General features: G+C 49.0%; 14 protein-coding genes. 3 read left to right on the plus strand and 11 right to left on the minus strand.

Annotation, left to right across the window (positions count from 1 at the left end; genetic code table 11):
- Window positions 1–5: 5 nt before the first annotated feature.
- The 3 genes from SPSYN_RS00625 to SPSYN_RS00635 all read left to right on the plus strand — a co-directional run bounded on the left by SPSYN_RS00625 (window position 6) and on the right by SPSYN_RS00635 (window position 4,254).
- The gene (locus SPSYN_RS00625; RefSeq protein ID WP_161820573.1) at window positions 6–1,616 is read left to right on the plus strand and encodes a glycoside hydrolase family 57 protein; all 1,611 of its coding nucleotides are present in this window, start codon (window positions 6–8) and stop codon (window positions 1,614–1,616) included.
- 394 nt (window positions 1,617–2,010) lie between these two features.
- On the plus strand, window positions 2,011–3,270 hold the full coding sequence (locus tag SPSYN_RS00630) for a hypothetical protein (protein WP_161820574.1): 1,260 nt from the start codon (window positions 2,011–2,013) through the stop codon (window positions 3,268–3,270).
- Between the two features lie 393 nt (window positions 3,271–3,663).
- Entirely contained in the window at window positions 3,664–4,254 is a 591-nt protein-coding gene (locus SPSYN_RS00635) for an acetate uptake transporter family protein (protein WP_161820575.1), read from the plus strand.
- A 74-nt stretch (window positions 4,255–4,328) separates the two neighbouring features.
- On the opposite strand, the gene SPSYN_RS00640 is transcribed toward SPSYN_RS00635, so the two are convergent.
- The 11 genes from SPSYN_RS00640 to hisF form a co-directional block, all read right to left on the minus strand.
- Window positions 4,329–6,818, minus strand: coding sequence for a sugar phosphate nucleotidyltransferase (locus SPSYN_RS00640; protein ID WP_161820576.1), 2,490 nt, complete (start codon window positions 6,816–6,818; stop codon window positions 4,329–4,331).
- A 55-nt stretch (window positions 6,819–6,873) separates the two neighbouring features.
- Complete coding sequence (locus tag SPSYN_RS00645) at window positions 6,874–8,112, minus strand: glycosyltransferase family 4 protein (RefSeq protein WP_161820577.1); 1,239 nt, start codon at window positions 8,110–8,112, stop codon at window positions 6,874–6,876.
- A 197-nt stretch (window positions 8,113–8,309) separates the two neighbouring features.
- Window positions 8,310–8,681, minus strand: coding sequence for a carbohydrate-binding protein (locus SPSYN_RS00650; protein WP_161820578.1), 372 nt, complete (start codon window positions 8,679–8,681; stop codon window positions 8,310–8,312).
- Between the two features lie 223 nt (window positions 8,682–8,904).
- On the minus strand, window positions 8,905–10,086 hold the full coding sequence (gene nifV, locus SPSYN_RS00655; RefSeq protein WP_161820579.1) for a homocitrate synthase: 1,182 nt from the start codon (window positions 10,084–10,086) through the stop codon (window positions 8,905–8,907).
- A gap of 200 nt (window positions 10,087–10,286) precedes the next feature.
- Window positions 10,287–11,729: an Asp-tRNA(Asn)/Glu-tRNA(Gln) amidotransferase subunit GatB gene (gene gatB, locus SPSYN_RS00660; RefSeq protein ID WP_161820580.1), complete on the minus strand. Its 1,443-nt coding sequence runs from the start codon at window positions 11,727–11,729 to the stop codon at window positions 10,287–10,289.
- A 20-nt stretch (window positions 11,730–11,749) separates the two neighbouring features.
- A complete protein-coding gene (gene gatA / locus SPSYN_RS00665; protein ID WP_161820581.1) occupies window positions 11,750–13,204 on the minus strand; it encodes an Asp-tRNA(Asn)/Glu-tRNA(Gln) amidotransferase subunit GatA in 1,455 nt (484 codons plus the stop codon).
- An 82-nt stretch (window positions 13,205–13,286) separates the two neighbouring features.
- The gene (gatC, locus tag SPSYN_RS00670) at window positions 13,287–13,568 is read right to left on the minus strand and encodes an Asp-tRNA(Asn)/Glu-tRNA(Gln) amidotransferase subunit GatC (protein ID WP_161820582.1); all 282 of its coding nucleotides are present in this window, start codon (window positions 13,566–13,568) and stop codon (window positions 13,287–13,289) included.
- Window positions 13,569–13,609: 41 nt separating this feature from the next.
- Window positions 13,610–15,631: an NAD-dependent DNA ligase LigA gene (gene ligA / locus SPSYN_RS00675; RefSeq protein WP_161820583.1), complete on the minus strand. Its 2,022-nt coding sequence runs from the start codon at window positions 15,629–15,631 to the stop codon at window positions 13,610–13,612.
- An 18-nt stretch (window positions 15,632–15,649) separates the two neighbouring features.
- Window positions 15,650–17,791 carry a DNA helicase PcrA gene (gene pcrA, locus SPSYN_RS00680; protein ID WP_161820584.1) on the minus strand — a complete coding sequence of 714 codons (2,142 nt, stop codon included), beginning with the start codon at window positions 17,789–17,791 and terminating at the stop codon, window positions 15,650–15,652.
- Between the two features lie 158 nt (window positions 17,792–17,949).
- Window positions 17,950–18,351 (minus strand): phosphoribosyl-AMP cyclohydrolase, encoded by a 402-nt coding sequence (hisI, locus tag SPSYN_RS00685; RefSeq protein WP_161820585.1) that lies wholly within the window; start codon window positions 18,349–18,351, stop codon window positions 17,950–17,952.
- Window positions 18,352–18,365: 14 nt separating this feature from the next.
- On the minus strand, window positions 18,366–19,124 hold the full coding sequence (gene hisF / locus SPSYN_RS00690) for an imidazole glycerol phosphate synthase subunit HisF (protein ID WP_161820586.1): 759 nt from the start codon (window positions 19,122–19,124) through the stop codon (window positions 18,366–18,368).
- Window positions 19,125–19,131: the final 7 nt, after the last annotated feature.

Below are 19,131 nucleotides of genomic sequence, written 5' to 3' on the forward strand. Positions count from 1 at the left end.
AAATTTTGGGTAAAGGATACCTCTGCTTTGTACTGCATGCACATTTACCGTTTGTACGACATCCCGAAGATGAGAATTTTTTGGAAGAAAGATGGTTATACGAAGCTATCACCGAAACTTATATACCACTAATTGATGCCTTTGATGAGCTTGTTGAAGAAAATATTCCCTTCAGGCTGACTATTTCTCTGTCCCCCCCTCTGATAACCATGTTAACAGACGGGCTTTTACAGGAAAGGTACCTGAGGCACCTTAATAAGTTGATCGAACTTGCAGAAAAAGAAACGGTACGAACAAGAGATACGGTCTTTCATCCAACAGCAGTCATGTACAGGGATAGGCTTTATCGCATTAGATACCTGTTTGCTGAAAAATACCATCGCAATCTGGTGTCCGCATTTAAAAAATTACAGGATTGCGGCCGGTTAGAGGTGATTACCTGTGCGGGAACACACGGTTTTCTGCCTCTGCTGATCCATCAACCCGAAGCAGTGCGAGCCCAGGTTGGTGCAGCCGTGGATCTTTATGCCAATCATTTCGGCCATAAGCCATTGGGGCTCTGGTTGCCTGAATGTGCTTATACTTATGGTGTAGATAACATACTCAAGGAATTTGATATAAAATACTTCTTTACGGATACTCACGGGGTGCTGTATGCGTCACATAGACCCAAGTATGGTATTTACGCGCCTATTTTTTGCCGCACGGGAGTAGCCGTTTTCGGCAGGGATATCGAATCCTCCAAACAGGTCTGGAGCTCCAATGAAGGATACCCCGGCGATTATGATTACCGTGAATACTACAGAGATATCGGCCACGATTTAGAATACGGTTATATTGCGCCGTATATTCATCCGGACGGGATCAGGGTCAACACCGGTATTAAATATTTTCGCGTCACGGGTAAAGATTGCGAGAAACAACCTTACTGCAGGGAAAACGCGCTAAGTAAAGCCGATATTCATGCCGGTAACTTCCTGTTCAATAGAGAACACCAAATAGCGCATTTAAATTCGTTAATGGACCGTGAGCCCATCATTGTTGCGCCTTATGATGCAGAGTTGTTTGGTCACTGGTGGTTTGAAGGACCCGACTGGCTAAAACAGGTCCTTCGTAAAGCACATTACGACTTTCCCGGCATTGAAACCATTACTCCTCATGATTATTTAAAAAAATACCCCTGCAACCAGGTGGCCACACCCTGCCCCTCTACCTGGGGTAATAATGGCTACAACGAGGTATGGCTGTGCAGAGAAAACGATTGGATTTACCGTCACTTGCATATTATGGCTGAAAAAATGACCGAGCTGGTGGATGCTAATACCTATCCCGGCGGTCTCAAACAGCGGGCTATCAAACAGGCTGCCAGAGAGTTATTGCTGGCCCAAAGCAGCGACTGGGCTTTTATTATGTACACCGGAACTATGGTGGAATATGCTATACGGCGTACCAAACAACATGTACAAAACTTTCTGCGGTTGTATGACCAGATTAAGAACAACAACATAGACGAAGGTTTCTTAGGCCATTTGGAATATAGAAATAATATTTTTCCGGATATCAATATTAATTATTATCAAAGTGCTCCCGGTCAAGTGTATTCCGCTACCGGATAAGCCCCCTTACCGGGGTTTATTCAAACATATATAATAATTAATTGAAAAATTATATATTTAAAAAACGTGTGATAATTTCGAAAATAACTGTTCACTTTATTGGATAATTATCATATAATTATATCATCTTATCAGCTTTTGACATAATGCTTAAAAAAACCGCAGGGAGGTGATATTGTCCGGGATATGTCTTCACCAGAGTTAAATTAAATATAGACGGGACGGTAAGATAAGGTAATAACCCGGGGGAGTATAAACGGAATGCAAGAAACAAAAGAGATTAAGCGGGTACTAGAAACTACGGGGAAAGAAGCCTGCTGCGGAAAAAAACCGAGGGGCTTTTTTGGAATTAATTGAATAGTTTGAAAAAGGTTAGCTTCAAGGAGGGAATGAAATGAGTGAACCTGCAACCGGTACATCAAAACAGATAATACCTGGGGCGGGGGCCGGTACAAAGCGGATTATTGACAGTCAACTGGGAACCGGGATTGCCGCAATGATAACATGTTTCTTATTTGCAATCATATTATGGCCCATCTGGTCGATGTTCTGGAAAGGGATATTTGCCTCTTTAGCAGCGCAAGGCCTGGCAACCGTTGATGCCGCAACGCAAGCTAAGCTGCTTCAGGTAATGGTGGAAGGCAGTTTCTTCTGGATGGTTATTAACCCCTGGATCTGGCAAACTCTTATTATGGGGAACTATGGAAAAGACAAATTTGGTGCAAAACAACCGGTGGCAGGCATTTGGTATGTCCTGGTAGCCTGGGTTTCCGGTATTTTAGTTTATTTAGCATTAATAGGTTTTTTAGGTATTTGGTGGAAACCTTTCAGCCTCGGTCTTATGTTGATGCCCCAAACAGCTGCTGATGTAGCTCTGGCTATTGAAGGCTGGGAAGCCGCTAACTTCTTTGCTCTGGCTGTTATTATAGCTCAAATTCCTTTTGCTTCTCTACTGCATAAATGGCCTTTTGCCGGTACTTCAAAACAACCCATTGAAGGTTTAAGTGTCCTTTTCTTTAGCAGCTTGGTTACTTTTATAGTTTGGATGGCCTTGATTGTGCCCAGTTTCTTGCATCCGGTCATTGACGGCCACCACATCACTGTCCAGCCCTTTGGTTCTTGGCCTACTTTTGTAGCCTTTTGCCAGGCTTTTGTGTTCTTTGCCATTATGCCTGCTGAAGGCGCCGAGGGCTACCCAATGAAGTTTTTTGCCAAGAAACAGCCTTATATGGCTATTGCCGGGTTATTAATTGCTCTAGCTGCCGGTTTAACCATTCCGAATTTACTCAGGCCTATAGTCGAACCCTTGAACCTTTTGCCTGGAGCCCCGGTAGATGCTGCTGTAGCTTCACTGGAGCTTTCTGTAGTCGTCTTTATGCTGGTTTGGCACCATTTATTTGATGATTACCCCAGCGCAGCAATGGTACCGGGCGCGGCCGCCAGGATCTGCACCCGAATTGCTATTTGGCTGGTTGGCGGTATAATCTGTGGCGTTGTCTGGCTAAAGACATTTATGTTCTTACCTTACGGCGCAAACAATATGGGTTTAGGTTATCCTACCATGGGATTTTTAGCCGGCCAGTTCGCTTTCTTAATGGCAGTATTAATGTACAATACATTTATGGACAAATGGCCCTGGGTACAAAAAAGCTAAAAGCTAACAACTGTATACTCATAATACAGATTTATTCACCAGTGAGCCATAATGCCTGTTACTAACAGGAAAACGGATAGTATACAAAAGACTACACTGTATCTTATGTTCACAAAGCCCAGCCTCTCGCCAGGTTGGGCTTTTAGTTTATTAAATATTTTTGTTTTGTTAACTATTAGATTATTCTAAGATACTCGTAAAATGCTCTAATTTGCTTTAATTAGCTTTAATTATTCTGAATCAGCCCATTTCGCCGTTTTCCGACATGTTTTTTGCATAGACAAATTTATGATTGACGTTCCAGTGCAGAAACATGAAAGGAGGTAAAAATAGGTCGCCGGATTAATTGAAAATTTTTTATTTTTAGATTATTGATTTTGGAGGAGGTAATTTATGTCTCAAGAACACTCTGCGGCAAACCCGGCGCCGGCCGGTTTGGTTGCACTGGCCATGGTTTGTTTTACTTTTTACGCCCTGCATACCGGGAAGGTAGATTCTTCAGCCACAATCTTACTGGCTTTTTGGCTTTTGGGCGGTTTTGTTATCCAGCTGCTCGTAGGTATTATGGAACTCAACCACGGCAATATATTGGGTGGTAACGTGTTTACGTTTTTTGCTGCTTTCTTCATGCTGGTAACAAGCCTGGAACTATTTTTTAAGTACTTTGCAAGTTTAAATGGCTGGGCCTTTGACGCCCGCATAGATGGATGGGCCTGGGCGGCGCTGGCTATAGCGCTGCTAAGCTGGACACCCGGGTATTTCAAGTCACCATTAAGCCTGATTATTACGGTGTTGTTAATTGATATAGCTGTTCCGGTGATTGCCCTGATGGATCTTGGTATACTGGGCCATGCATGGCACGCCGTATCCGGATACTCGCTGGGTCTGGCCGGCATTTTTGCCCTCTACACCGCTGCCGGCGTAGTGCTGAACACCCACTTGGGCAAAACCGTTATTCCGTTGGGCTCACCTTGGATTAAATAAATAGCATATTAAAAAGGGAGGCAGCCGCCTCCCTTTATTTATGCTATTATACTTTAGGAATTTATACACTTTTCTTATTGAACGGGGCCGACGATTTTATTGATCTTGTCGATATAAAAATCGGCCAGTGATTCAGCAATTTCCATCGTGCTTCCTTCGCTGAATACCCGGCAAACCGGCTCTTCGGGGTCCGGCAGCACTAAAGCCCAGCCATCGGGATGAAATACCTTTACCCCATCCAGCAGCTCCAGATTTTCCTGGGGCATCTCCTCAATCAGGCTGCGGATCACTGTCCCTTTGGTTGCCCAGGGTACCGCTGTGGCTTTGTTCTCCATAAAAAATTCCGGTATCTCGTCAACCAGAGCGGCCAGATCAATTTTCTGGACAGCTAAATACTCGGCAATTTTAAGCACTGTAGCCAGAGCATCGAAATGCAGCAAGGCTTGAGATAATGTCGAAGATTTTTCCCGGCCGGCCAGGTTGTCTTGGTCAACCAGCTTTTCGTAAAAATCCTGCACCGCAGTTTTAGTGCGGATTACCCGAGCACCGAATTTTTCGGCCAGCAGTTCAACCGCCCTGGGAGCCGTTACCGGCACCACCACGGCATCCCCGCGCGAACGCAATACCAGCAGGGCGGTTAATGTCACCAGCAGATTGTCTTGAACAGTGCGCCCCCGGTTGTCGATAAGTGTAAGGTGATCAGCCCCGGAATCCATAATCAGCCCCATTGACAATCCACCATCCGTTACGGCAGCGGACACCTTTGCTGTGTAATCCCTGTACACGGACCAGTTTAACGGCATCCTAACCGGTCCATCCAGGTTAAGCCTCTCCAGCTTGATATTTAATTCCCGGCACAGCGACTCCAAAAACCGGCCGGAGCAATCGGGGTCATAAACGGCTGCAAGACTAAGTCCCATTGCCCGGATAGCGTTTATATCTATATCCCGCATAAGATGCTGCAGGTAACTTTCCGACATTTCGGGTGCCTGCTGTAACTCGGTGATTTGTTGGAACCCGGCCCGTTTAAAATCTTCACGGGCCAATAGATTTTCTATTTTGCGCTCTGCGCTTCTGGCAATATTACCGCCCTGGGAATTGGTAATTATTATATTGACGGCTTCCGGCTGTCTGGGAGATATTCTAACATGCATTCCCCCGTCACATTGCAGCCGGCTCACGCCAAAACGATGCATTGGGGTAATTCCGTCGGGCAGTTGGTAAACTTGTGCTCCCGCGGAGCGCAGGCCACAGTTTAAGGCATCCCGGATCAACCTTGAAGGCGAATAAATATCACTGCTTAGGCAAACGCGCGGCCTGGCTCCCAGCGTGTCCGCAAACGCTGCCGCTACCCGTGACGCAAATTCAGGGGTCATCTCGATATTGGCAATACCTGATATTCCTTCCAAGCCAAAAATATGTCTTGGGGCTCCACTGCCCCACACCATACTTTCCCGCACCACCGAACCTGTTTCCACTATCTTGTGAGGCCATAGCTTGACATCGGGATTTACCATACATCTTTCTTTTATTACGGTATTACTGCCGATAACCGCACCTTCATAGACACTGCTTCCGGCCTGTACCTGCACCCTGCTGCCCAGCACCGCGCCCCGCAGATTAACCCCGGGAGCAACGAATACATTATCCCAAAGCACACTGCGCTTAATTGAAGCGCCGTCCTGGATCATGCATCCCGGGCCAATAACGGTATACTGATCTATTTTAACTCCTCGACTTACGGTCACACCGTCACCCAGCAGTACCGGCCCATTAATTATGGCGCTGTCATCTATGCGCACATCCCGTCCGGCCCAGACCCCGGGCATAATCTCCTGATCAGGCAGGGCTAGTTTTACAGAGCCCGCCAGAAAATCGTTATGAGACTGCAAATACTGTTTTAGGTCACCTATATCACACCAATAGCCGTCCAGCACCACCCCGAACATCGGCTTATCTTCACTCAACAGCCGGGGGTACAAGTCTTTGCTAAAGTCAAAACTTTGACCCTCCGGCACATAATCCAAAACTTCAGGTTCTAAAATGTAAATACCGGTATTAACGGTATCGCTGAACACCTCACCCCAGCTGGGCTTTTCTAAAAACTGCTTAATGTGGCCGTCGGAGCCGGTGATGACCACACCGTATTCCAGCGGACAGGGAACTTTGGTTAATACCAGTGTAGCCATAGCGCCTTTACTTCTATGGAAGGCCATCGCCTCGGTAAGATCAAAATCAGTTAATGCATCGCCGCTAATGACCAAAAAGGTCTCGTCTAAAAACTGTTGCGCGTTTTTTACACTTCCCGCTGTACCCAGAGGTTGCTCTTCTATAAAGTATTTAAGGTTAATATTGTAATCGCTGCCATTGCCATAGTAGCTGCTGATTGCCTCGGGCATATATTGCAGAGTAACACCGATATCCGTAAAGTTATGCTTGCGCAAAAGGTCGATGATGCTGGTCATGATGGGGCGATTCATTACCGGAACCATTGGTTTGGGAATTCCACAGGTGAGCGGCCTTAAACGTGACCCTTCGCCGCCCGCCATAATAATGGCTTTCAATATACATCCCTCCAAAAATATAAACTTGGGTATAGCCGAAAAATATCATGGTATTTTAATTTCTGCCCAGCACCTTGGAGAAACGGTTAAGCAGACCGCCCTGGCGAACGTGCCAGTTGCTGCTGCGGTGTTCTTCACACACATTTTTATAAATATCCAGAGTTCTGGCAGCTATATCCTGCCAGCTGAAATCATGCAAGACTCTCTGGTAGGCGTTTTGTCGCAGTTGCTGCGCCTGCTGGGGATTTAAGAGCACATTGATAATCATATCGGCCAGGGAACGGGGATTACCCGGATAAGCTTTTAAACCATCCACACTATGCCTGATAATTTCGCTTAAACCACCTGTATCGGATACCACAACCGGTGTTTGGGCAGCCATAGCCTCCAAAGCTACAATACCAAAAGGTTCATATAAGCTGGGAAACACTGCCACATCCGACCAGCTATACAAAGAATTACGGGTATAAGCATCAACATAACCGGTAAAATAAACACTCTGGGCAATTCCCATCCGTGAGGCCTGGTCCTGAAGCTCCTTCATGTAGGGGCCTTTTCCGCCAATTATAAATTTTGTATTGGGCACCCGGCCCAGTATCATCGGCACGGCATCAAGCAGCACCTGGACACCTTTCTCACGCACCAGCCGTCCGACATAGAAAACAATTTTCTCATTTGGTGATGCATAATCATTACGAGAACGCTTTTCATTCTTTTGTACGAAATTTTCCGGGTTCACACCATTGGGTATGATCCTTAATTTATCATCCGGAATTTGAAATACATACTTCATTTCCCTTTCCATATAATGGCTGCAGCAAATCACCTGCCAAGCCTCATAACAAAGCCACCATTCCACATCACTGATATGGCGCTGGGTATCATTATGTAAGCCATAGTTTCTGCCGTATTCCGTAGCATGAATGGTGGCCACCAGCGGTATGTGGTAAGCATGCTTGATCGCCCTGACTGCATAGGCTACCAGCCAGTCATGTCCGTGCACAATATCAAAGCCATTATTTTCACCTAATACCGGGATAGCTTTTTCCAGCATGGCTATATTCAGCTGGGCTACCCAGGTAGTAAAATCAGGTGAAGAAACATTGTATGGAATAATACGGTATACCTGAACACCGTTTACCCTTTCCATCTCAGGTAACCCCGGCTCACCCATGGTGAACAAATGTATTTCTACCCCCAAATCGGACAGGGCATTGGTCAGGTCATACACATGCTGTGCTAATCCACCCACACTTTTGGGGGGATACTCCCAGGAAAACATCGCCACACGCATTAATGGTCCTCCTTGTTTGGGTTTATTGCCCATTAAAGATAATATTGCTATAGTATGTTGAATATAGCTAAAATATTATAAATTTTTGTGTCTTTAAAAATAATCGTAATCATAGATAAAAACACCTGCCGGTGAGCCTACAGGTGTTTCTGGACATAATACAATTTTTGAGCCCGGGTACTTGCTGCAATGCATGCTTAGTGTGTTCTGCCGTTATGAATTTGAAAACTCCAGTTAAAGCCGTTATTATTGTCCCAGCTGCCGTGCCCGTCATGGAAACAAAAATTAAATCTGGTTTCGTCCGGCATTTCCAGAGTTTTTACCCATCCCCAGCCGGTTTTCGACATGCGGTAAGCCTGGACATTGCGCCAATCACGAGCATCGCCGTACCCCACATGTAAATACACCTGAGCGGCACCGCTGGTGGACAATAACCCGTCATACAACACAGTAATTTCTTCACCGCTGGTAATCGGGGTGGGATCCACCACTACGCCCCCCGGGTAACTTGCGTTATGCATAGCCTTCAGCTTATATTCTCCCGAACCGAAGTTGGTGGGATTAGACATGAATGATCGCCCTCCATTTACTATTTTGAGTTTTAATGCTGTCGATTATATTATTTTCCCGAGCCCCTTTTTTATGCACCTAAACCTCCTGCTTAAAAGCGTTTGCCATAAATATGGCAGGCATAAATACCTAAAATAAAAAAAGCGTTCCGGAGCCCAAATATTCGGGAGCTGCCGAACGCTTTACATTGCTATTTTTTTTAAACTAACTAATTATCTAACGCTAGTCTAAATTAGGTCGACCATAGTAATCTTCATAAATGTACATTATTTCTTTGTCAAATAAGGGGCGTTTCAAAGAAACAGTGTAAGAACTAATTTTAGGCAATATTTCATCGGCCTGATGGTCGGTTAAATGAATACCATATTCGGCAAATTTAGCTTTAATGGCTGCTTTACCGGAGTGTTTGCCAACTACAATCTGTCTTTCCAGGCCAACTTCCTCGGGTTGGAAGGGTTCATAGGTTTTCGGGTTCTTCAGCGCTCCATCGGCATGGATGCCGGATTCGTGGGCAAACATGTTGGAACCGACAATAGCCTTCCAGGCGGGCAATTCACGTCCTGATGCACGAGAAACATATTCCGCCACTTCCCGGAATATCTCCGTCTTAAAGTCCAGATCTATGTGATACAAGTGTTTTAAAGCCATCACCACTTCTTCCAGTGCCGCGTTCCCGGCCCGCTCACCCAGGCCGATTACGGTAACGCCAATCCACCTGGCACCGGCCATCACACCAGCCAGGGCATTGGCCGTGGCCATGCCGAAATCATCATGTGTGTGCATTTCGATATCAATATCAACAGCTTCCTTGATTGCTTTAATGTTATTATAAATCGTAAAGGGTTCCATAACACCTACGGTATCGCAATAACGCAGCCGGTCGGCACCGGCTTCCTTGGCAGCTCTGGCATACTGGACCAAAAAGTCCATGTCACTGCGGGAAGCATCTTCAGCATTGACTGAAATATACATGCCTTCCTTCTTGGCAAATTCGACTGCCTTAACCATTTGTTCCAATACCTGTTCCCGGGTAGTTCTAAGCTTGTGCTCAATGTGAATATCGGATGTGGAAATGGAAATCGCCACTGCGTCTACACCGCAGGCAAGGGAAGCTTCAATGTCCTTGAGTACCGGGCGATTCCAGCCCATAATACTGGCTTTGAGTCCGGCCCGGCATATTTTCATGATAGCGTCTTTTTCGTCGCCGCCCATGGTGGGGATACCTGCTTCGATTTGGTGTACACCCATTTCATCTAAAAACTTGGCAATTCTTACCTTTTCACGATTGGCAAACACTATGCCGGCGGTTTGTTCGCCGTCCCGCAAAGTGGTGTCAATAATTCTAATATCAGAAGCCCGTGGAGCCAGCCTTTGAATTTGGTAGATTTTATTGTCGTCAACCATTCAATTATCTTCCTCTCTTTCCTATAACTTTTTGTAAAATATACTCATAATTATGTACTGCCAAAGCTAGCTTACAATTGCAATTTTATCATAATTTATCTGCTACAACAATATTTGGACGGCTATAAATAATGTATACATGAGTTATGCAATTTATGTATAAGATGTATGAGAGCAGGGGGGTATCCCTGCTCTCATTTTTACTTATTTAGTTTTCCCTTGAGCAGCTCATTAACCAACCCCGGGTTAGCTTTACCCCTGGTGGATTTCATCACCTGGCCCACTAAAAAGGCAATGGCTTTTTCTTTACCGGCCCGGTAGTCTTCCACCGATTTGGGGTTGGCAGCAATTACTTCGTCAACCACTTTTTCAATCAACCCTGTATCGCTGATCTGAACCAGCCCTTGTTCTTCGATCACTTTACCGGCATCCTTACCGGTGTTATACATTTCCTCCAGTACAGTCCTGGCAATTCTCCCGCTGATGGTGCCCTCATCCAGCAATTGCAGCAGCCTTGCCAGCTGGGCGGGACTGATGCGCACCTCCTGGATATCCTGGCCGCCGGCGTTCATCATTCTGGCCAGCTCACCCATGACCCAGTTGCTCACCAGCTTGGGGTTATTATATATCTGCACGCATTCTTCATAGTAATCGGCCAGTTCACGGGAGCTGGTCAGCACCATCGCATCGTACTCAGGCAGGCCATAAGCGGTTACCAAACGCTGCCTGCGCGCATCCGGCAATTCGGGCAGGCCGGCTTTAATGGCTTCCACCCAGGCCCGGTCAATCACCAGGGGAGGTAAGTCGGGGTCGGGGAAGTAACGGTAATCATGGGCTTCCTCCTTGCTGCGCATGGACAGGGTTTCGCCCCGGGCTTCGTCCCAGGTCCTGGTCTCCTGGACCACTTTTCCCCCGCTCTCCAGCAGTTTAATCTGGCGCGCAATTTCATAGTTAACCGCTTTATGCAGCGCTTTAAAGGAATTCATATTTTTAATTTCTGTCTTGGTTCCCAGCTCGGCTTGACCCGCCGGCCTGACCGATATATTAGCATCGCAGCGCAGGGAGCCCTCCTGCATTTTACAGTCGCTGACCCCGGTATATTGAATAATCGCCTTTAGTTTCTCCAGGTATGCCACGGCTTCATCGGCACTGCGCATATCGGGCTCGGATACTATTTCAATCAGCGGCACTCCGGTGCGGTTGTAATCCACCAGTGAAAAAGGAGTAGAGGAAATGGTGCCCTGGTGCACCAGCTTGCCGGCATCCTCTTCCATATGCAACCTGGTTATCCCAACGCGTTTACCCGCACCATGCACATTTATCTCCAGGCAGCCATGCTCGGCAATGGGTAAATCGTACTGGGATATTTGGTAATTTTTTGGTAAATCAGGATAATAATAATTTTTCCGGTCAAATTTCGAAAAAGGGGCAATCCGGCAATTCAATGCCAGCCCGGCTTTTATGGCATATTCCACTACTTTTTTATTCACCACCGGCAGCACTCCGGGCAACCCGAGGCACACCGGGCATACGTGCTGGTTGGGATCGGCACCGAACTCGGTGCTGGAGTGGCAAAAAATCTTAGTATCGGTCTTTAATTCAACATGCACTTCCAGGCCGATAACAGCTTCATATTGAGCCAAATAGGTACACCTCCAGGAATTTACTCGGGCAACATGCGGTGGTGATCGGTATTTTGTTCAAAAGCGTAGGCAGCGCGCAGTATATCCCCCTCACCAAAGGGCCGGCCGATTAGCTGCAGTCCCACGGGCAGCTTGTTCACCATACCGGCGGGGATGGAAATAGCGGGAATACCGGCCAGGTTAATGGCCAGTGTGCAGATATCCACCATGTACATCTGCAGCGGGTCGTCCACCTTTTCACCTCGCTTAAAGGCGGTGACCGGGGCGGTTGGTCCCAGCAGCAGGTCAAATTCTTCAAAAGCCCGGTCGAAATCTGCTTTAATTAACGTGCGCACTTTCAGCGCCTGGTTATAATAGGCATCGTAATAGCCTGCGGAAAGGGCATAGGTACCCAGCATGATTCTTCTTTTTACTTCGGAGCCAAAGCCCTCGCTGCGGGTTCGCATAAACATATCCACCAGGTCTTCGGCTTCTGCAGCCCGGTATCCGTAGCGCACCCCATCATAGCGGGCCAGGTTGGAGCTGGCTTCTGCCGGAGCGATCAGGTAATAGGCCGGCAGGGCGTACTCGGTGTGCGGCAGAGTTGTTTCCTCCACCACGGCGCCCAGACCGGCGTAGGTTTCTATAGCTTTTTGGATCACTTCCCTGACTGCCGGGTCGATACCTTCGCCCAAGTATTCACGGGGCACCCCAATTTTTACGCCTTTGATATCCCCGGTTAAAAAGGAGGTATAATCAGGCACAGCAAATGGCGCCGATGTGGAGTCCAGCGGGTCATGCCCGCAAATCACGTTTAACAGCATGGCACAGTCGGTGACATCCCTGGTTAAGGGTCCGATTTGGTCCAGAGAGGAGGCATAAGCCACCAGACCGTAGCGGGACACTGCGCCATAGGTGGGCTTCATACCCACCACCCCGCAAAAGGAGGCGGGCTGGCGAATTGAACCGCCGGTATCGGAGCCCAAACCCAGAATAGCCTCACCGGCCGCCACCGCGGCCGCCGATCCACCGCTGGAACCCCCGGGCACCCGGGTGGTGTCCCAGGGGTTGCAGGTAGTAAAGAAAGCTGAGTTTTCGCAAGAGGAACCCATGGCAAATTCGTCCATATTGGTTTTGCCCGCCATCACAGTCCGGGCCTGGTTTAAATGTTTCATCACGGTAGCATCGTACGGGGGTATGTAGTTATATAACATCTTGGAAGCACAGGTGGTGCGCACCCTTTTGGTGCAAATATTATCCTTTACAGCCACCGGTATGCCGGCCAGCGGCGGCAGTGCCTCTCCGGCCAGTCTGGCCCGGTCCACCTGCCGGGCAAGCTCCAGCGCCTGTTCCCTGGTCAAGGTAATATAGGCACGAATTTTATCTTCCACTTGCTCAATACGCTCAAACACCGCCCGGGTAAGCTCTTCGGCACTGATTTGCTTGCTAACCAGCATATCATGTAACTGGTGTGCGGTTAAGTAATGTAATTGCAATACATTTCCCTCCAGCTTTTATCCAAATCTGCATATTTTGGAAGCATTCCTTTTAGAGTTGCTTCCCTATCCGCTCGCACTGCTAGATAATCTTGGGCACTTTAAAAAAGTTGCCCTGGCGGTCCGGCGCATTGCCCAGCACCTGGTCTACCGGCATATGCTCTCCTGCACGGTCTTCCCGAAAAACGTTTTGTAAGTCCAGCACGTGCGCGGTGGGCGGTACACCTTCCGTGTTTAGATCCTGCAGTTTGCGGACGTTTTCTAATATATCACTCAGCTGCTTGCCATAAACTTGCTTTTCATCCCCGGTTAGTGATAAACGAGCCAGCAGCGCTACGTGTTCAACATCTTTGATGCTAATCATTTACCCACACCTTCCTTATCTCTTAAAAAACCGGCCCCGGCTTATTGTTGAGAGGTTACCATAGTTAATAATTCCTCTTCGCCGATTACCGGCACACCCAGCTTAACGGCTTTCTCATATTTGCTCCCCGGTTCCTCACCAACTACCACATAGTCGGTTTTTTTGCTTACCGATGAGGCCACTTTGCCCCCGGCTTTTTCAATCAACTCCCTGGCTTCCTCCCTTTTCAGCGACGCCAAAGTGCCGGTCAGCACCAGCGTTTTACCGGCCAGCGGGCTGCTCTGCCCGGTGGGAGCGGCTTCAGCCACTACGTTGACACCATGAGCGATAAGCCGTTCAATTAAAGCGCGGTTCTGGGGTTCCCGCATAAAATTAACCACGCTCTCGGCTATTTTAGGGCCGATTTCCATAATTGTAGTTAATTCTTCTAACCGAGCATCCATAAGGCTTGGCAGGTCGCCATAATGCTCCGCCAGTACGCGGGCCGCTCGCTCGCCCACATGCCGGATGCCCAGTGCAAAGATCAACCGGTGCAGCGGGTTGGCTTTACTGGCGGCTATTGCCCGCACCAGGTTTTCCGCCGACTTGTCGGCAAACCGCTCCAGCTTAAGCAGCTGCTCCAGGGTCAGGCCGTATAAATCCGACACATCCTTAACCAGCCCAGCCTCCACTAACTGAGTGAGTACAGCCGGGCCAAGCCCGTCTATATTCATTGCCCCCCGTGAGGCAAAGTGAATCAGACCCTCCAGCAGCCGGGCCGGACAAGCGGCTCCTGTGCAGCGATGGGCGGATTCCCCGCTTGGGCGAACCACCTCGGCACCGCAGGCCGGACACACCGCGGGCATGTTAAAAATTCTCTCCGCACCTGTGCGGTGCTCTTTTAGTACTTCCACCACCTCGGGTATTACATCACCGGCTTTATGGATCACCACCCGGTCACCAATGCGTATATCCTTTTCCCGTATGATATCCAGGTTATGTAAGGTTGCCCGGCTGACGGTAGATCCGGCCACGGTCACCGGGTCCAACAGCGCAGTGGGTGTGATGGCCCCCGTGCGCCCCACACTAACGATGATATCCCTTACGGTGGTTTTAGCTTGTTCAGGGGGGAATTTAAAGGCGATGGCCCAGCGGGGGCTTTTCATCGTAGCACCCAGTGCCTGCTGCTGAGCCAGTGAATTGACCTTCACCACAATACCGTCTATTTGATAGGGCAGGTCAGCCTTTTTATCCTGCCAGAGCCGGCAGTAGCCGATTACCTCATCGATATCCCGGCATAGCTGGCGGTAGGTATTAACCCGCAGCCCCAGGCTCTCCAGCCACTGCAAGCCGGCCAGGTGTGTATCCGGTAGAGGCTCACCGCTTAGCTCTGCCGCACCGATACCGTAAACAAAAATATTTAAATTGCGCCCGGCGGTCACCGCCGGGTCCAGCTGGCGCAGTGAACCGGCTGCGGCATTGCGCGGGTTGGCAAAAGTAGGTTCACCCCGCTCTTCACGCCGGCGGTTTAATTCCGCAAACGACTCCTTGGGCATATAAACCTCGCCCCGCACCTCCAGCAAATCCACCGGTTTGTTCAGACGCAATGGGATACTGCGTATTGTTTTTAGGTTTGCCGTGATATCCTCACCGGTGACACCGTTGCCCCGGGTAGCCCCGCGCACCATTTGGCCGTCCCGGTAGGTGAGCGACACCGCCAAGCCGTCAATCTTGAGTTCCACTACATAATCATACAGTTCATTGCCCAGAGCACTGCCGACCCGGCGGTCAAAATCCTTCAGCTCGCCATCACCGAAGGCGTTGGCCAGGCTGAGCAACGGCACGGTATGCTGGACAGTGGCGAAACCCTCCCGTGGTTTACCGCCCACCCGCCGGGTAGGTGAGTCCGGAGTAATTAGATGAGGATATTCGCTTTCCAATTGCTGCAATTCAGCCATTAAACGGTCAAATTGAGCATCTGTAATGGTTGGCGCATCCAGTACGTAATACCGGTAATTATGCAATTCAATTTCCCGGCGCAGCTGATCGATGGTTTGCCGCAGCTGTTCGGTTTCACTGCCCATGAAAACAATCCCCCCTTTCTAGCGTTCCAGCGGTGCGTAGCGGGCCAGAAGTGTTTTAATACCCAGCCCCGGAAACTCTATTTTCAGCTCGGTTTTTTCACCTTTGCCCCGAACTTCCATGATGGTGCCCTGTCCCCATTTGCGATGGTAAACCTGTTCCCCTGTTATATATGGCTTGTTGGAGTCTGGCTGCCGGTAAGCCTGTGCAGGTTTAACCTCCTGCCTTTGAACAGGCAAAGGATCCAGGGTATTAATTAAATCAGGCGGCAGCTCCTGCAAAAAACGGGAAGGTTCATTCATTCTGGTATGACCGTATAGCGTGCGCTGCCAGCAATGCGTCAAATACAGGTGCTCCATGGCCCTGGTTATACCCACGTAGCAGAGCCTTCTCTCTTCCTCAAGCTCGTGCTTGTCCTCCATGGAACGGGAGTGAGGAAAAACTGTTTCCTCCAGTCCGGCCATAAAAACTACCGGGAACTCCAATCCCTTGGCACTGTGCAGGGTCATCAAGGTAACCTGGTCGGCATCCTGTTCATAATTATCGAGGTCGGTAACCAAAGCCAGCGAGGCCAGGAAGTCCTCCAGACCGCCGGTTTCACCCCGCGCGTCATATTCCCCGGTAACCGAATAAAACTCGTGCAAGTTTTCCAGGCGGGTTCGGGATTCCACTGTCCGGTCACTTTCCAAAGCCTGCCGGTAACCGGTTTCATCCAGAACTGTCTGCACCAGTGCGGTGATAGATAAAGCCGGCATCCTTTTTCTGATCTCACCCATAGTTTTACCAAAAATAGCGGCGGCATGAGCGGCTTTACCGGTTAAGCCGGAACTGCCGGGAGCGATTTCCAGCAAGGTTAACGGTGCCAGGCCGGTTTCATCCGACCTGTTAAAAATTTTGTTTATTGACGCGGCACCAATACCCCTTTTAGGCTCATTGATAACCCGCCGCAGGCTAAGCCGGTCACTGGGGTTGACCAGCAGCCGCAGGTAAGCTAACAGATCCTTAATTTCCTTGCGTTCATAAAAGCGCAGACCGCCTACAATGGTGTACGGTATGCCTGCTGTCAGAAATTTTTCCTCCAGTACCCGGGACTGGGCGTTGGTGCGGTATAAAACGGCGAAATTCCGGTATGGTTTTTTTAATTCGTGGTGCCAGCGATTAATTTGGTCCACCACATAACGCGCCTCGGCATGTTCGTCCCGGGCGGTAAAAACCGTGATGGGATTTCCGGGCGCACCGGCAGTCCAGAGCTTCTTTTCTTTGCGGTCCCGGTTATGCCGGATGACCTCGTTGGCAGATTCCAGTATTGTGCGGGTGGAACGGTAATTTTGCTCCAAAACAATGGCGGCAGCATCCGGGTAATCCCGCTCAAAGCTCAGGATATTCTGGATGTCAGCTCCCCGCCAGCTATAAATACCCTGATCAGGATCTCCCACCACGCACAGGTTGCGGTGCTTCCCGGCCAATAAATTAACCAGTACATACTGGACATGGTTGGTATCCTGGTATTCATCCACCAGAATGTAACGGAATTTATCCTGGTAATAGTTCAGCACGGCAGGGTTATTTTGCAATAGCAGCACGGTCTGCATTAATAAGTCATCGAAATCAAGGGCGTTATTTTGCCGCAGCTTGTCCTGGTAAAGCTTATATACATTGCATGCTATCCGGCTGAAATAATCATAAGACTTCTTTTCCAGCTCCGCCGGTCCGTAAAGCATGTTCTTCGCCTGGGATATGGCCGACAGCATTGCCTGAGGAGGGAATTTTTTATCATCCAGGTTCAATTCTTTAAGACAATCCTTAATCACCGTCTTTTGATCTTCAGTATCGTAGATGACAAAATTAGCTGTATACCCGGCAAACCCGGACTGTCTCCGCAAAATACGCAGGCAGGTTGCATGAAAGGTAAACACCCAGAGGTCATGTACTTGCTTCGGAACTGCTGCCGCAATCCTTTCCCGCATTTCCCGGGCTGCTTTATTGGTAAAAGTGATGGCTAAAATATTATAAGGATTCACACCTTTTTCCAGCAGCAAATACGCAATTCTGGTGGTAAGCACCCGGGTTTTGCCGCTGCCCGCCCCGGCCAGCACCAGCAGTGGACCGTCTTGATAAGTAACAGCTCTTTTCTGGGCCTCATTCAGCGCGGTTAAATCCATAACAACCTCCAACTTATTTTTCCTAGTTACACGGCAGGTGCATGTACAACAAAACTATATCATAAAACATCGCAAAATGGGACAAAATGCCACCTTGCGGTGGCTTTTACTAGAAGTAATCACAATTAACATTGTACCTACGTGCAGAGCGAGGGCAATTATTTTTTATCACCATACACTTCTTCCGGGTCAAACATAGGTTCTCCCTTAATGGTTACCGTACCGTCTCCGGCCAGTGCATAATGGAAACAGCTGTAATAGCCCTCGTGGCAGGCTGCTCCCTTTTGCTCCACCAGCAGCAGTAAAGTATCGCTGTCGCAGTCGAAATACATTTCCTTGACTCTTTGCACGTTACCGGAGGATTCGCCCTTGTGCCAGAATTCCTGCCGGCTCCGGCTCCAGAACCAGGTTTCTCCGCTGGCCAGCGTTCTGCCCACAGACTCGCTGTTCATATAAGCCAGCATCAGTACATCTTTGGTGGCCACATCCTGCACAATGGCCGGGATTAACCCGTCACTGTTATATTTAAGGTCTTCGGGTTTAATTTGCTTTAATTGCATTTACATTCCTCCATTTAAATGCGCACAGGCACATTATTTTTATATAAATACTGTTTGGTTTCGGCAATGGAATAGGTGCCGAAATGAAAAATGGACGCCGCCAGGGCAGCATCGGCCTCACCGCTGGTCAAGCCGTCCACGATATGGTCCAGGTTGCCAACGCCGCCGGAGGCAATCACCGGTATCCGTACAGCCCGGGCGATGGCCCTGGTCAGGGGTATATCATAACCGTCCAGGGTGCCGTCCCGGTCCATGCTGGTTAATAATATTTCACCGGCCCCCAGCTCTTCCGCCTGCTCCGCCCAGGACACGGCATCAATACCGGCGGGCGTGCGGCCTCCATGAACATACACTTCCCATTTGTCCTCGTCCACCCGGCGGGCATCTATGGCCACTACTATGCACTGGCTGCCGAACCGCGCCGAGGCCTCGGCAATTAGTTGGGGACTATGCACCGCCGCAGTGTTGATGGAAACTTTGTCCGCACCGGCGGAAAGCATAGCCCGGATATCCTCCAGGGTGCTGATGCCGCCGCCTACCGTGAAAGGTATAAAAACCTCGGCGGCTGTGCGGTAGACCATGTCCAGCACGGTTTTGCGTCCTTCGGCGGAGGCGGTGATATCCAGAAAAACCAGTTCGTCCGCACCCTCCCGGTCGTAAAAGGCCGCCAACTCCACCGGATCCCCCGCATCCCGCAAATTAATAAAGTTTGTGCCCTTGACTACACGGCCGCCGGTTACATCAAGGCAGGGGATAATTCTTTTCATTAACATATTTAAG

Source organism: Sporotomaculum syntrophicum (assembly GCF_009932395.1).
In the GTDB taxonomy this organism is placed as follows: domain Bacteria; phylum Bacillota; class Desulfotomaculia; order Desulfotomaculales; family Desulfallaceae; genus Sporotomaculum; species Sporotomaculum syntrophicum.

What these genes read in the sequence shown, in the direction of transcription:
- ligA (WP_161820583.1), bottom strand. Translation starts at nt 15,631, where the DNA reads ATGGGCAGTGAAACCGAACAGCTGCGGCAAACCATCGATCAGCTGCGC.
- SPSYN_RS00630 (WP_161820574.1), top strand. Translation starts at nt 2,011, where the DNA reads ATGAGTGAACCTGCAACCGGTACATCAAAACAGATAATACCTGGGGCG.
- SPSYN_RS00645 (WP_161820577.1), bottom strand. Translation starts at nt 8,112, where the DNA reads ATGCGTGTGGCGATGTTTTCCTGGGAGTATCCCCCCAAAAGTGTGGGT.
- nifV (WP_161820579.1), bottom strand. Translation starts at nt 10,086, where the DNA reads ATGGTTGACGACAATAAAATCTACCAAATTCAAAGGCTGGCTCCACGG.
- gatC (WP_161820582.1), bottom strand. Translation starts at nt 13,568, where the DNA reads ATGATTAGCATCAAAGATGTTGAACACGTAGCGCTGCTGGCTCGTTTA.
- hisF (WP_161820586.1), bottom strand. Translation starts at nt 19,124, where the DNA reads ATGTTAATGAAAAGAATTATCCCCTGCCTTGATGTAACCGGCGGCCGT.
- hisI (WP_161820585.1), bottom strand. Translation starts at nt 18,351, where the DNA reads ATGCAATTAAAGCAAATTAAACCCGAAGACCTTAAATATAACAGTGAC.
- SPSYN_RS00635 (WP_161820575.1), top strand. Translation starts at nt 3,664, where the DNA reads ATGTCTCAAGAACACTCTGCGGCAAACCCGGCGCCGGCCGGTTTGGTT.
- SPSYN_RS00650 (WP_161820578.1), bottom strand. Translation starts at nt 8,681, where the DNA reads ATGTCTAATCCCACCAACTTCGGTTCGGGAGAATATAAGCTGAAGGCT.
- pcrA (WP_161820584.1), bottom strand. Translation starts at nt 17,791, where the DNA reads ATGGATTTAACCGCGCTGAATGAGGCCCAGAAAAGAGCTGTTACTTAT.